This is a genomic window from Pseudomonas sp. P4_C8, from assembly GCF_056401975.1.
Map to the genome: position 1 here is coordinate 15986 of NZ_JBFUIH010000044.1, position 13977 is coordinate 29962.

Annotated in this window: 11 protein-coding genes; 3 read left to right on the top strand and 8 right to left on the bottom strand. The window is 54.3% G+C overall.

From position 1 onward, the window contains the following. Nucleotides 1-16: 16 nt before the first annotated feature. The 8 genes from AC1DWM_RS23865 to AC1DWM_RS23900 form a co-directional block, all read right to left on the bottom strand. Nucleotides 17-781, bottom strand: a complete 765-nt coding sequence (locus AC1DWM_RS23865) for an ABC transporter ATP-binding protein (protein WP_477796284.1) — start codon at nt 779-781, stop codon at nt 17-19. A 25-nt stretch (nt 782-806) separates the two neighbouring features. Beyond that, nucleotides 807-1592: an ABC transporter permease gene (locus AC1DWM_RS23870; RefSeq protein ID WP_477796285.1), complete on the bottom strand. Its 786-nt coding sequence runs from the start codon at nt 1590-1592 to the stop codon at nt 807-809. Beyond that, a complete protein-coding gene (locus AC1DWM_RS23875; RefSeq protein WP_223517561.1) occupies nt 1589-2494 on the bottom strand; it encodes an ABC transporter permease in 906 nt (301 codons plus the stop codon). Before AC1DWM_RS23875 ends, AC1DWM_RS23870 begins: the two co-directional genes overlap by 4 nt. A gap of 4 nt (nt 2495-2498) precedes the next feature. Then, nucleotides 2499-3608 carry an ABC transporter substrate-binding protein gene (locus AC1DWM_RS23880; RefSeq protein WP_477796286.1) on the bottom strand — a complete coding sequence of 370 codons (1110 nt, stop codon included), beginning with the start codon at nt 3606-3608 and terminating at the stop codon, nt 2499-2501. A 34-nt stretch (nt 3609-3642) separates the two neighbouring features. Then, nucleotides 3643-4554, bottom strand: coding sequence for a TauD/TfdA dioxygenase family protein (locus AC1DWM_RS23885; RefSeq protein WP_477796287.1), 912 nt, complete (start codon nt 4552-4554; stop codon nt 3643-3645). Nucleotides 4555-5100: 546 nt separating this feature from the next. Further along, the gene (locus tag AC1DWM_RS23890) at nt 5101-5598 is read right to left on the bottom strand and encodes an RES family NAD+ phosphorylase (protein ID WP_477796288.1); all 498 of its coding nucleotides are present in this window, start codon (nt 5596-5598) and stop codon (nt 5101-5103) included. Continuing rightward, complete coding sequence (gene parS, locus AC1DWM_RS23895; protein ID WP_477796289.1) at nt 5598-6173, bottom strand: type II RES/Xre toxin-antitoxin system antitoxin; 576 nt, start codon at nt 6171-6173, stop codon at nt 5598-5600. The genes AC1DWM_RS23890 and parS overlap by 1 nt, the downstream gene beginning before the upstream one ends. Before the next feature lie 237 nt (nt 6174-6410). Further along, a complete protein-coding gene (locus AC1DWM_RS23900) occupies nt 6411-6770 on the bottom strand; it encodes a DUF6124 family protein (protein ID WP_477796303.1) in 360 nt (119 codons plus the stop codon). A gap of 674 nt (nt 6771-7444) precedes the next feature. On the opposite strand from AC1DWM_RS23900, the gene AC1DWM_RS23905 reads away from it, so the two are divergent. From AC1DWM_RS23905 to AC1DWM_RS23915, 3 genes are all read left to right on the top strand, one after another. Next, complete coding sequence (locus AC1DWM_RS23905; RefSeq protein ID WP_477796290.1) at nt 7445-11470, top strand: NACHT domain-containing protein; 4026 nt, start codon at nt 7445-7447, stop codon at nt 11468-11470. A 928-nt stretch (nt 11471-12398) separates the two neighbouring features. Then, a complete protein-coding gene (locus tag AC1DWM_RS23910; RefSeq protein WP_477796291.1) occupies nt 12399-13175 on the top strand; it encodes an ABC transporter substrate-binding protein in 777 nt (258 codons plus the stop codon). A 105-nt stretch (nt 13176-13280) separates the two neighbouring features. Further along, nucleotides 13281-13970: an ABC transporter permease gene (locus AC1DWM_RS23915; protein ID WP_223466891.1), complete on the top strand. Its 690-nt coding sequence runs from the start codon at nt 13281-13283 to the stop codon at nt 13968-13970. The last annotated feature ends 7 nt before the right edge of the window (nt 13971-13977 follow it).

Sequence of the window (13977 nt, forward strand, 5' to 3'; positions counted from 1 at the left end):
CGCGCGGTGCAGAGGCTCAGTGCAGCTCGGCGAAATCGCTCAGCACATCGTCGCGCAGGGCGATGAAGCAGCCGTCACTGCGGTTGCGCGGGCGCGGCAGATCGATGTCGAGAATGCGCCGGATGCGGCCAGGATTCGGTTGCATCACCACCACTCGATCACCGAGGAATACCGCCTCATCAACATCGTGGGTGACCAGGATCATGGTGATTTTTTCCTTGGCCCAGATGTTTTGCAGCTCGCCTTGCAGGCGCGCACGGGTCAAGGCATCGAGCGCACCCAGCGGTTCATCCAGCAAGAGCACGCTCGGTCGATTGACCAGGCCGCGGGCTATCGCCACGCGTTGCGCCATGCCGCCGGATATCTGATGCGGGTAGGCATCGATAAAGTCTTGCAGGCCGACCAGTTCAATGTGCTCGCGCACGGTCTCGCGTTTCTGCGCAGCGCTCAGGGGTGAATTCTTGAGCCCGACAGCGACGTTCTGCTCGACGTTGAGCCAAGGGAACAAACGGTGATCCTGAAACACGATGCCGCGTTCCAGACCAGTGCCTTCGATGGGTTTGCCATCCAGCAGGATGCGCCCGTCGTATTCTTCGTCCAGGCCAAGAATCAGGCGCAGCAGCGTGGATTTGCCGCAGCCGCTGGCGCCGACGATGCTGATGAACTCGCCAGGCGCAATGTCGAGCTGGATGTTGTCGAGTACTTGCAGTTGCGTCGAACTGCCCGGTCGGGAAGCGAAACGCTTGCTGATGTTTTCCAGGGTCAGGCTGTTGTTGAGCATGTCGCAATCCTTTTGAAAGTGCCAATCAACGAGGAGCGATGCCATATAGGCGCTGCATCCGCCGCTCAAGTGTCCGGGCCACTGCGTTGAGGCCCCATCCCACCAGGCCGATAATCACCATTCCAAACAACACCAGGTCCATCATGAAATGTTCGCTGCCATCAATCAGCGTGTTGCCGATCCCCTCCCCCGATACCAGCAAGTATTCAGCGCCGATGGTCGCCAGCCAGGAATAGACCAGCGCCAGGTAAAGCCCGGTAAAAATCGACGGCAAGGCGGCGGGCAGCATCACCCCGACGATGGTTTGCCAACGGGTGAAGCCGTACACCCGCGCCACTTCCAACAGGTTGGGCGGGACGTTGCGCAAACCGTCACAGGTATTGACCACCACAGGCACCAGTGCTGCCAATGACAGGAACACCACCTTGGCCACATCGCCCAGGCCGAACCACACCGAGATCAACGGAATCCAGGCGAACAGCGATATTTGCTTGAAGGTATTGAAGCTCGACCCGACCACGCGTTCGAAATTCCGCGACAGGCCCAGCAGGCAACCCAGTACCAGGCCGAGCGTAGTACCGATAAAAAAACCACTGAGGTTGCGCGCCAGGCTGGCAGAAATGGCCCGCCAGAATTTGCCCGAGGCGATTTGATCCCAGGCCGTTGCAGCCACTTTTTCTGGCGAAACGAACAACCCCGAATGACTCCAGCCCTGGTTCGAAGCCAACCACCACACGGCAATGACCGAAATGGGCAAGACCCAACCGCGATATCGGCGGCTACCGCTACCGACTGACAAGATCGCGCTCATGACAGACGCCCCCCGGCAGTTGGCCGACCACGATTGAGGCGTTTCTCCGCGTAATCAAAACCGCGGTCTATCAGCAGACCGAGCGCACCCACCACCACAACGGCTGCCATCACCAAGTCCAGTTGAAACAGCTGACGGCCATAGACGATCAGGTAACCCAACCCCTCACTCGATGCCACCAGCTCGACCACCACCAGCGATAACCAGGCTTTGGTGAACCCCAGACGCAAACCGGTAAACAGCGTCGGGATAGCCGCAGGCAAGACGATGGAAGTGACGCTTTGCCGACGACTGAAACCGTAGGCCCGGCCGACTTCCAACAACCCTTTGGGCGCCTGGCGGAAAGCTTGCAAGGTGCACAGCGTGATCGGCACCAAGGCTGCCTTGGCAATCAGCACATACTTGAGCGTCTCGCCGATGCCGAACAGCAACAGGGCAAACGGTAACCAGCCCAGTACCGGTATTTGCACCAGTGCGTTGAAGGTGGGTAAGAGATAATCCTCTAGCGTCCTGGACAGTCCCATGGCCAGGCCCAGCGCTATGCCGGTGAAGGCGCCCAATGTAAATCCGACGACAACCCGCTGCAGGCTGGCGGACGCGTTCAGCCAGAGATCACCGCTGGTGACCAGGTCCGACAAGGTCTGGTAGACGTAGACTGGCGGGGGTAGCACCTGCTCTGAAAGCCAGCCGCGTTCCACCCCCAGGTACCATAAGCCCAGCAATACCAGCGGCAACAGCCAGGGCAAGGCCTTGTCAACCAGACTGACGGGCCAGGCTGACTGGCGCGACACTTCAATCTTGCGAACTGGGCGGGCCGGTGACGGTGGAAAACGTTTGACGTTATCGCCCGCAAATCCCGGTGCCGCGTACTGCTCTAGTTTGACGGTCTGTGCCCTGGCCATTTGCCTAGCTCCCTTGCTTGCTGGTCGCGGCCGCTACTGCATTACCCGCCGGCTGTTTGCCATCCGGACCGTAGGGCGTCCAGTAGTTCTCAAGGCCCTTGGTTTTGAGGGATTTTTGCAAATAGCTGGTCTCGAACCAGCCATCGATACTGACGGGGCGACGGATCAGCTTTTCTTCCTTGGCTTGATCCGCCACGGCCTGATAGCGGCCAAGCAGGAAGTTGTCGACCAGAGGCGAGGCTCTGTCCCTGATGCTGACCCCGGTAAAGTCGGCGCGTAGTGATTCTGCCGGTTCATTACTCTTGGCCCATTCAGTGAAGACCGCGTCACGATTGCTCTCTTCCGACGCCCATTTCGCCGCGTCCACCAGCGTGTCGACGACTTTTTGCACGTTGTCCGGATGTTCTTTTTCATAGGCACCCCGAACGACCAGTGCGGTCTGTCGGGTGTAGCGCACATCCTGAGTGGGATTGTCGTAAACGATGTCGATCAGGCCTTTATCGCGCAGCTTGAACAACTCGCGACCGCCGAATGCGGCATCTACCCCATTGGATACCAATGCAGCCTGAGTGCTGCCGGTATCGAGGTTGATGACCTTGATATCGCGTTCGGTAAGACCCTGCTCCGCCAAAAGATTGATCGTCACCAGATGGCCGTTGGTTCCACGAAAGATCGCCACCTTCTTGCCTTTCAGTTCAGCGATGCCTTTGACGTCAGATCCCTTGGGAACGGCCAGGTAAAGATTGGCACGTACGCCCAGTGCGGCCAGCAGTTTGGTGTCCAGTCCATTGGAGCGCCCGACGACGGCGGGCAGATCGCCCTGGTAGGCGAAGTCAAGTTGCTGGTTTGACAAGGCTTCGTTTACCGCGGGACCAGCCCCCTTGAAAAAGAACCATTGCACTTCGGTCCCGGTCCCGGCGAAGGCTTTTTCCAGCAGTTGCTGATTGCGCACGATGCCCAGGGGCGACCCACTGAACGTCACCGGGTCACCGCCGCCAGCTGTCGCTACACCAATGCGCAATACATCGGCCTGGGCCAGGGGTATTGCAAAAAACGCCGCCAGTGCTGCAGCGATGCTGCGTTTGTGAAACAGGGCAATACCTTTGAGTTCCATATGCAACCTTCCTTGTGTCCGTGAGACTCGCTTGTCAGGCGGCGCGATGTTTTTTGTCGGCTTCGGTTTTCGGCGAGCGGGTATCCGGGCTTGGCTTGAGCGCTTGACTCAAGCGACCATCCACCCCGACCGGCACATCACCGTCGATGGTGGTTCGGCGCACGATGCGCGGGGCATCGCCGTAGTCGTTGATCGCGATGTGCTGCGTGGCGCGGTTATCCCAGATCACCACATCGCCCTCCTCCCAGCGCCAGCGCACGGTGTTGTCGACATGGGTAATACGGTCGTGGAACAGGCGAATCAGTTGTTTCGAATCGCTATTGCTTACTCCCTGTATCTGTTTGACAAAGTGCCCCAACAACAAACTTCTTTCACCCGACTCCGGGTGCACCCGCACTAAGGGATGTTCGGTTTCGTAGACTTCAGCGGTAAACTGTTCGCGATAACGTTTGAGACCTGACTCATTGGTATTACGCGGCGCCGCATAGTCATATAAGTTGGTATGCAAGGCGCGTAGATTATCGGCCAGTTGTTTTAATGGCTCGGGCAAATCGGCGTAGGCCGCCGCAGTATTGGCCCACACCGTATCACCGCCATAAGGTGGAATAACCACACCGCGCAAGATGGATATTTTCGGGTAATTGGCAACAAAGGTGACATCGGTGTGCCAGGAATTGGCTCGGGTTTCCTTGGCGTCCAGATGCAATATGGCGGCGCTTTGTTCAGCAGAACGCACGGTCGGATGCGGCACCTGATCCCCGAAGTGCCGGGAAAAAGCTTCGTGCCCGGCGTCATCCAGATGTTGGTTGCGAAAGAACAGCACTTTATATTTCAACAGTGCTTGATTAATAAATTCGAAATGCTCAGCACTGATGTCTCCACCTAATTTCACGCCTTCCAGTTGCGCACCAATTCGACCAGCGACCGGTTTAATTTGAATGGCCATCGAGCTACCTCCTGTCTCACGAGTAGTTGTGGGACAGATCATAAAGACATAAAAGCGGCCCTGACCAATCACAAATTATTCTAAAGATATAAGAACAGCCATATAGCAAATTTTTTACGAAGCCCGAAGAAAAGCTATAAGCCAAGTGTTATTAGCTCATAACTTTTTAGTTGGTTTAACGAACGAGTTTGATCCACATCGAAACAGACGTAGACGAGGTGGCTAAAATCCATTAAACATTCAGCCTGAGCGCTTCAGTGATTTTCTGGAATTAAGCTCTTTCGATAAAATTGGCTGAAAGGCTGCACAGCAGATGTCTTCAGCATTCGACAGAGAGTGCGGATCATTGGCCTGTTTTTCTACTTTCGCGGCGGCGGGGTTTTCTTTTCCAGCAGGAAAGTTTATTGACCTTCAGATTGGCCACCTGCAAGCGCTGGTCAGTGCCTTCTCATCGAAAACAAACTGTCTGTAGCTAATGGCAAAAGGCATTAAGCAGCCAGACATTCGAAGGTAGGCGGACACAGATCCAGAGGGGCTGAACCATCTTCAGGGCAACGGCTTATTAAGCCGCCCATCAAGGGCGAAACGCTCCTGCAACACCAGCTCGTACAACCCAAGAGCCAGTTGCGGGTTCATCAGCAAATTCCAGCTATGCGGCGAAACACTAGAAGGGACCAGCACAAAGGGATGCTGGCTCAACAAGTCCGCACCGAACTGCTGCTGGCTGCGGCTTGGGGTACCCGGTACCAGCCAATTCGGGTTCGCAATACTCTCCGGCTGCACCACATAAATCTTCGACGGGTCCAGCACCCGGGCCTGCGTCAGACAATGGGGCTTGCAATCCAGTGCATCGAAATCCTTATGCACCGCCACCTCAAGGATGGCCGTAGAGGCGTCCAGGGCGGCATAAACCGTGGCCATACCCCTAGGGTTCCAGCGCCCGCCCACCTTTTCAGCCCCCACGCCCGAATTCCAGGTGGTGGCATACTCAGCAGGATCAAGGCGCCAGAAATGAATCTCACTGTTCAAAGGGTCTTTAGCCATCAATAGACCCCGTATTCAATGCGCGTCAGGAAGTCAGTCACCAACTCATACCCGACCGAATTTGAAATCAGGTCGATAGGCGTCTCACCATCCAGACCCCGCGCAGGTTTGACCATCCACTGTTCGGCAAGCTCACGTGAACCCAGCACATCCGTGGCCTTTTCCAACACCTCGGCATAGTTGAGCGCTCGCGTGCTTTGCTCCGGGGTCAACGCTTCATTGGGCGTTTTCAGTCGCCGCGCAAGCGTACGATCAGACGCACCTACGATCTTCGACAACACCCCGCATTGCTTATACACAGTGCTGTTTTCGATCATATCCAGCACCGACTGCAGCGGGAAACCGTGTTTAACGGCCCTATAGATCGCCATACGATCATCACCCAAATCTCCTGCGAGCAGGATCGTAACCAGTTGTGGTGCAGCAATCGAATCCTTCCCTGTCACTGTAAGCGCCTGCCGACCGTCTTCCAAAACGGTGACGGAAACCTTGGGGGCGCGTGATTTAACCGTTCTCTTAAGGCTGTCAACTTTGACAAGCTCACCACCTACAACATCTTTTTTCTTGGCGCTCATGGCCGCCTCCGTCGCTCCGACATATGGCATTGAATATAGTGCCAAATGGCAGAAAACCCAACCCGACAGTTTTTGAGTTCGAACACCCTGACGTTCAAGCCAAAATACCAGCCAGCGAGCAGATACAAACACCGAGAAACCTGTGGCGAGGGAGCTTGTCGGAACGCCGCATCGGCCCCAAAAAAGGCACCACTGCACAGCCCAACTCTATTACTCACTCACCACAGCAGAGCGCACCTACGCAGGTGGATCAATCGTATCCAACACCCGGTTCGCCGTGATCTCGGCCACCATGATGCTGTTGGAAATACCCAGCAGGGCGTAGCGCGACTCACCCTCCAGATGATCCACCAACTGATGGACCATCACATCGACCGAGGCCAGCGTCTCGACCAAAAAAACCGCCAGGGTTTCGGTCGTGGCTTCTGGGTCCACGGAAAACAGGGTACTGCGTGTTCGCTTGGTTGCCTTGATGTCGGCATTCGACGGGAAGTGGAAGTTCAGAGCCCGCTCGGCGGCCTCATTGAGCTTTTTTGAATCGGGTTCGTACGGGGATACCGGATCGGTGTCCGGCGGATTTGGCGTTACCTTGAACATCATTTGGGTCCTTAAAGTGAGAGCTACGACCGCTTCTCTACTAATAAGGAGAGGTGGTAGCTGTGCGCAGGTTAGTAGACCGGGGACCCAAGGAGCCGGCGCGCCCGAGGGCGCCCTACGCACAGCCACCATAAAGTGCAGGGACGAGATCCCCGACTGTTTGATGCGCTATGCGCCTTGAGTAAACCACGGGCTACTAAACCCGATCACTGATGGGCAGTGACACGAATCAAGTTACCGAGTGGCCCCAAGGCGCACAAGCCGGCGGATTCTGGCGCAGCCGTAGGCAACGGCGCAAGGTTTTGTAGCTTTCAGGACGTAACCTTGATGGTTTTTAAACAAGCCACTTTGGCGATGTTGAACGTGCTGGGAGTGCATGTGATGCACGGTGTGATACGTTGAGCAATCATGGAGGTTTCTAATGGTATTAAACGTCGTAAACGTGCTGGGAATTGAGCACTAACAAGGACTCGGTGCGATTGACTATCACCACTCTGGAATGAGCTGACTAGGTCAATGATCATCCACTGCCAGAATCGTTGGAAAGACACCCCCGTCTGATAGTGAAATGGCGTACTATCGCCAGAAGGAAGAGCCAGTGAAGCGGTCTGACTCAAATAAAATGGCGCCGAAAATCCGGTGCAGTTCATCACACAATATTTTGATTTTTCCCTATGAGTTCAACTTTCTATCTTCCACGCAGACTCTCCAGCAATGACAGCATCTACACTGAAGAAGCGCTGCTGGCCGCTTCGAATTACGTCGTTGTCTTGGCTGAACCAGGGGGAGGTAAAACTGAACTTATGGGAAGCATTGCCCAACGGTTGGGCACTACTACTGTAACCGCGAACAAATTTAGGTACGTGGGTGCCGATGTAGAGAATTGTCCACTCGTGATAGATGCGTTTGATGAGCTGTCAAAAATAGATCAAACGGGCATTCACAGCCTTCTCGCTAACGCTAAAAAAGCTAAACCTACGCATGTCATTATTTCGAGTCGGTCCAGTGAGTGGAATAGCGCAGCTACAAACTCATTTAACGACTTCCTCGGACGCCCACCTCTGGTGGTTAGGCTGAGCGAGTTTGACGAGACGGAACAGCGGACGATCTTTGATCATCATGTGCACGGTGAGAATTTCTCAGCGTTCCAGGCCGAAGTCGCTCGATTTGATTTAGTGGCGCTACTTCCAAATCCTCAGTTTCTGAAACTGTTTGCTGATGCCTATATCGAGAGCGAAAGACACTTCACTGACAAACGATCTATTTTTTCACTAGCCGTCGATCGTTTGGCCAAGGAAGCAAACGTTAATGTAGTAAAAACCAATCTGACGCTTTCAGTCACTCAAAAAGTTGACTTGTCATCAGAAGTTTTTGCCAAACTCTTGTTGTCTGGTACTGAAGGCATTGGCACGAACGAAGCCATTGAAGACCGATTGTATCCTTTGCTGGCATCACTATTCCGCGACAACACAGTGGCTGAAGGTATCCTAGCAACTCGACTTTTCAAGCCCGGCGACACTGCAGATCAACATCGTCCGGTACATAAAATCGTCGTTGAATACTGTGCGGCGGACTACCTTACCAAGCGAATAGCCGATCCGGCGGACCCTCTGACATTTCCGAAATGTCTACCTATCATCGCCCCGAACTCCACAGTACGAGATGAACTCCGGGGCCTGCTGGGCTGGCTAGCCGCGCTAGGCAACAGGTCCACTCAGGAATCCGCAATACAACTTGATCCCTATGCAGTGCTAGCGAACGGCGACCCTTCTCAGCTTGAACATTCGTCAAAGCGCCTGCTTATCAAGCGCTTAAAAGACGTTGAAACGAAAGACCCCTATTTTCGACGAGGAGATTCCTGGCGCAGGTTCAGTGTTGCGGGTTTCTTCACCCAAGATGTCATGGAAGAAATCAAACCTCTTCTTGCTACCGCAAGTGATGGGCACTTGCGAGATCTGATTCTTGAACTTTTGACGGGGTCCCCAGCAGTTGAGCATTTGAAAGACGAGTTGCGTCAACTCGCTTTGAATCCTGACGAAAGCGAAAACACCCGCTTGTTGGCGAGCACATGCCTGCTCGACCTATTGGGACATGACCATCGAGTTGACTTGGCGGCTCTGGTTTCTGAAGCCAGTCAAACATCGCTGAAGGTCGCAGTAAAAATCATAACCGCTCTGGGCCCGGAAACATTTGATCTGGAGTATCTTGCGGATTTTTTTCGCACCTGTTMAAAGCTTTACCCTGACCATAAAAAACATTATGAGCGAACAATAGGAACGCGCTACTTTCTGAAGCGTTTCATAGGCGGATTAGGCTTAACGCTGATCGAGTGGCTTTTGGATAATTTATCCAAAGACTTTGCCTGCAAATGCAGCAAGGAGTATTTCGAATGTGACTGTCGAACTGGCATGAGCAAGATTATTGGCCTCATGTTGGACCGTTACTTCGAATTGGCAACACCTCCTTTTTTCCCAGCCTGCATTTGGCAATGGATCGAAAACCTCCACTTTCATGAGCAAAAAAGCCCAAGTCAGAGCAAAGCAGTTCAAGCGTTTCAAAATGACGATAGCCTGCGTCAAGGAATTATGGCTCATGCCTTCGGAAAACTTACTAACGGCGACCAGATTTTCGAAACAAAAATAGAAAAATTCGATTTTTACTCCCATTCAGGCCTTAATTTTCAGACTGGCGATTACAGTTTTATTGTTGATTTGGCGTTTGAGATCGGCAATCCAGTTTTGTGGGCCAGCTACATCTCTATGCATCAATACCATCGAAATAAAGCAGAACGAGGCCCAAACAGCTTACGACGGCACATGCGTGAGCAAGCATCGGAGAAACCCTCACTAATGCRCGAGTGGGCAAAATTCAACAGAGCTGCCGCGCAATCTGCACGAGAAAATCGAAAGCGCATGTTTAGGCATGCCCGAAGGATGACGCGCCGTGACCGACAACAAGACGACATCGATAAAGCTAATATCCAGTACTTCCAAGACAATCGTGAGCTCATCGAAAGCGGACGCCACTGGAGTTCTCTTGTCCTTTTTGCTGAGTTGGTGCTGTTGAGTCCAGACGAAATTCAGCAAAAGGTGGGCGATGAGACGCTCGTACGCAACGCACTTAGAAACTGCCTCGACTTCATTGCTCCGGAAATCCCCGACCTGCTTAGACTCGCAGAATTACAGTGTGCGTCACAGGGCTTGAACTCTGTAACGGTTCTTTTTGCGGCTTGCTTGGAGATCATGCGTGTTGAAGGCGACTTGGAGAGTGTTGATCTACGGCTACTGAAGGCGCTGCGAACTAATATTGACATGGGCTACAGTGCAGTCACCGACGAAGAGCGCGACGCACTAAAGGCCGAAGTTGACCGCCTGGCTTTCGCAGATGCTGCGAGTGCAGAGAATTTTCTCCGGCAGTACGTTGAGCCACAACTGGCACAGTCGGGATGTTTACATCCCGACATTTGGTTATTACGTGGAGCAGAGGTCTTCAGCCATTTACGCGCGGCGCTTTCAATTGAATGGCTTAGACGTTTTCGTGGGTTGGCTCTTGGGTCGCTAGATACGCTTTTTGAGATTGCTGCACAGTTTGGTGATCGTGATGACTTGCAAGAAATCATTATAGAGCGTTGCGCAGGGTTCATGTCTGACTGGCCCAATCCGACTGACGATGAGGAGCTAGAACAAAAGCGAAATTTTTGGTTCGTGCGTGCGTTGTACTTCCTGAAAGACACACCTGAAATATACTGGAACTGGCTCAAAGCTGATAAGGAAACAATATTTTCACTTAACAATCGGTCTGGGCGAATCAGGCAAGACGATCATCCCTATTGGCCCAAGCTCTCATTAAGCAAAGTGGAGGCCATTCTAAATGCCTTCATAGACAAATGGCCTAAGGTAGATCTGCCGAGTCACTGGGGGTCGGAAAGCCCCAACGATGAAAACGCATACCGCTTTTTGACCGAAGTGATCTGGTCAATCAATTCAGATGATTCCGATGAAGCAATTCTTGTTCTTGACCGACTTCTTGCCGATCGGCGTTTCGCAGACTTGCACAAGGACTTGAAGAGCATACATGCCGGTAAAATCAGGCAGAAAGCACTGAGGGATTTCGAACCGCCAACGCCGCAGGAAATCGTCAATCGGCTGGACCACGACACAGTGGTGACTGTGGAAGGCTTGCGCCAACTGGTGATCCAAGAGCTTCAAGACTTTCAGAAAGCCATAGATGGTGGGGAATTCAACCCCGCAAGTCGCTTTTACGAGAAAGGTGAGCGGCTGGGCGAAGTCCGAGCTACAGAGATTATTGCTGAGCGTCTCAACCTTAGGCTTGAGCCGCAGGGCATCTCGATCACACCGGAGCATCAGCTAAAGAATGCAAACCGAAGTGATTTCACGGCGACCAAGTTGATTGGCGGTAAAAGACGACTGCTTGTTACAGAAGTAAAAGGACAGTGGCATAACGAGCTATATACCGCCGCGTCCGCGCAACTCTATGAACGCTACTCCATCCACCCAGATGCAGCGCAACAAGGCATTTTCCTTGCCATTTGGTTTGGCGGCGATGAAAAGGTTGCAGGGCTTAAAAGACACGGTATCAAAACCGCTTTGGAACTAAAAAACAGCATCGAAAAAACGCTACCGCCAGAACTCATTGGGCTGATTGATGTGTTCGTTCTGGATGTGTCCAAGCCAAAATAGAGCCGAGCCTGGTACTAGGATCCGAAGGCCGTACACAGTCGACTTAGACGGCACGAATCACGGCACGCTGCGCGACCGTTCAAGGTTGCGCGGAGAACACGCTGTAAATGCTTTATAAAGCCAGCCTGCCGCAATGCGCAGCAGTAGCGTTCCACCACTTCATCAACTACCCGTCTCATCGACCGCTTTAAACCCGATTAAAAGCCAAAGCCCATCTTCAAGTCCAAGTTCTGCAGATCTCCCCTGCGTAGCGCTTAACGATGAACCCCCTCCTCATCTTCAAACCCGGCACCCACACCGCCATGTGCGGTACCACCCTCAACTTCACCGAATCCGACCTGACCGCCACCGTCGCCGCCTACAACCCAACCCTCCACGCTCCCCCATCGTCATCGGCCACCCCAAACACGACGCCCCAGCCGCCGGGGCTGGATCAAATCCCTGTCCGCCACCGCCCAAGGCCTGATCGCCGAGCCCAAACAAGTTGACGCAACCTTCGCCGAGCAAGTCGCCAAAGGCCGCTACAAAAAAATCTCCGCCTCCTTCTACCACCCAGACGCCGCCAACAACCCCGTGCCTGGCGTCTACTACCTACGCCACGTCGGCTTCCTCGGCGCCCAGCCGCCGGCCATCAAAGGCCTACGCCCCATCGAACTCGCCGACGACGAGTGAGGCTTCATCAAGTTCAGCGACCACGGCCACGACCTCAGCGCTGACCTTTGGCGCCGATTCCGCACATGGCTCACCGACCAACCCCATCCCCCCCCGCGCTTTGCCACGCCCAAAACTGATATGATTTTTTTCATCTATATTGCAAACGGATTTTTATTGTGTCATTTATAGCCTCGCCGATCACAGGACTGATCCACCGCGCCAACCCGGATGGCGGGCACCCGTTTCCCCCAAATGCCCTCCAGGAGTCAACAATATGAACAAGACAGAACTTCTAGGTGCTCTGGCGCTGTGCGCTTTCAGCTTCCTGGCACATGCCGACGAAGACAGCCTGCGTATCGGTATCGAAGCCGCCTACCCTCCCTTCTCCTTCAAGACACCAGAGGGCAACGTCAGCGGGTTCGATTACGACATCGGCAACGCCTTGTGCGAAGAAATGAAGGTCAAATGCGAGTGGGTCATTCAGGAGTTCGACGGCATGATCCCGTCGCTCAAAGTGCGCAAGATCGATGCCGTGCTGTCGTCGATGTCAATCACCGAAGACCGGATGAAGTCCGTGGACTTCAGCAAAAAGTACTACCACACACCGGGCAAGTTCGCGATGAAGGCCGGCAACGTGATCAACGACCCGTTGGTGGACCTCAAGGGTAAGAAAGTCGGCGTGCAACGCTCCTCGACTTACGATCGTTTTGCCACCGAGCAACTGGAAAAAGCCGGCGTCGTCGTGGTGCGTTACGGCTCACAGAATGAGGCTTTCCTCGACCTGGCCTCGGGTCGTCTGGACGCCACCCTCGCCGACATCGTCAACACCGATGAGAGCTTCATCAAGACACCGGCTGGCCAGGGCTTCGCGCTGACAGGACCCGACATCAACGACCCGAAATATTTTGGCCGGGGCGCCGGGATTGCCGTGCGCAAAGGCGACAGTGTCAACGTTGCGCGCCTGAGTGCCGCGATTGACGCCATTCGCGCCAATGGCAAGTACGGGCAAGTGATGGCCAAGTACTTCGCGTTCGATATCTACGGCGAGTAAGCCTTACCCCTGCCCCCCTGACCCAAGACCCGGCGACGGCCCGTTGCAGGCGTCTGTCGGGGCTTGTCTTGCGCGCCTCGCGGCGCTCGCTTGAGGAACTTCATCATGCTTCACGGCTACGGATCGAGCATTCTCGATGGCGCCTGGCTGACCATAAACCTGGCCCTGACGTCCATGTCCCTGGCGATTGCCCTGGGCTTGATCGGCGCGGCATTTCGACTGTCACCGCTCAAATGGCTGGCCATGCTCGGGGAAAGTTACACCACCCTGATTCGCGGCATTCCAGACCTGGTGCTGATCCTGCTGATCTTCTACGGTGGCCAGGATCTGGTGAACCGCATTGCCCTGGCGCTCGGTTACACCCGCTATATCGACATCAACCCCTTTATCGCTGGCGTCTGCACCATGGGCTTCATTTTTGGCGCCTACCTCTCGGAAACCTTTCGCGGCGCCTTCATGGCGATCCCCAAAGGTCAGGCCGAGGCCGGCGTGGCCTATGGCATGGGCGGTGCGCAGGTGTTCTGGCGAATTCTGGTACCGCAGATGATTCGTTTCGCCATTCCCGGGTTCACCAACAATTGGTTGGTACTGACCAAATCCACCGCGCTGATCTCGGTGATCGGCTTGCAGGACATGATGTTCAAAGCCAAGAACGCAGCGGATGCCACACACGAGCCCTTCACGTTTTTCCTCGCGGTGGCGGCGCTGTATCTGATGCTCACCAGCCTGTCCTTGCTGGTGCTGCGCTATCTGGAAAAACACTACTCGGTCGGCATCAAAGCCGCCGAATTGTGAGGGGGAG

Excerpts from the sequence above, each read along its gene's own strand:
- AC1DWM_RS23870 (WP_477796285.1), bottom strand. The coding sequence starts at position 1,592 with ATGAGCGCGATCTTGTCAGTCGGTAGCGGTAGCCGCCGATATCGCGGT.
- AC1DWM_RS23910 (WP_477796291.1), top strand. The coding sequence starts at position 12,399 with ATGAACAAGACAGAACTTCTAGGTGCTCTGGCGCTGTGCGCTTTCAGC.
- AC1DWM_RS23875 (WP_223517561.1), bottom strand. The coding sequence starts at position 2,494 with ATGGCCAGGGCACAGACCGTCAAACTAGAGCAGTACGCGGCACCGGGA.
- AC1DWM_RS23880 (WP_477796286.1), bottom strand. The coding sequence starts at position 3,608 with ATGGAACTCAAAGGTATTGCCCTGTTTCACAAACGCAGCATCGCTGCA.
- AC1DWM_RS23915 (WP_223466891.1), top strand. The coding sequence starts at position 13,281 with ATGCTTCACGGCTACGGATCGAGCATTCTCGATGGCGCCTGGCTGACC.
- AC1DWM_RS23865 (WP_477796284.1), bottom strand. The coding sequence starts at position 781 with ATGCTCAACAACAGCCTGACCCTGGAAAACATCAGCAAGCGTTTCGCT.
- parS (WP_477796289.1), bottom strand. The coding sequence starts at position 6,173 with ATGAGCGCCAAGAAAAAAGATGTTGTAGGTGGTGAGCTTGTCAAAGTT.
- AC1DWM_RS23900 (WP_477796303.1), bottom strand. The coding sequence starts at position 6,770 with ATGTTCAAGGTAACGCCAAATCCGCCGGACACCGATCCGGTATCCCCG.
- AC1DWM_RS23885 (WP_477796287.1), bottom strand. The coding sequence starts at position 4,554 with ATGGCCATTCAAATTAAACCGGTCGCTGGTCGAATTGGTGCGCAACTG.
- AC1DWM_RS23890 (WP_477796288.1), bottom strand. The coding sequence starts at position 5,598 with ATGGCTAAAGACCCTTTGAACAGTGAGATTCATTTCTGGCGCCTTGAT.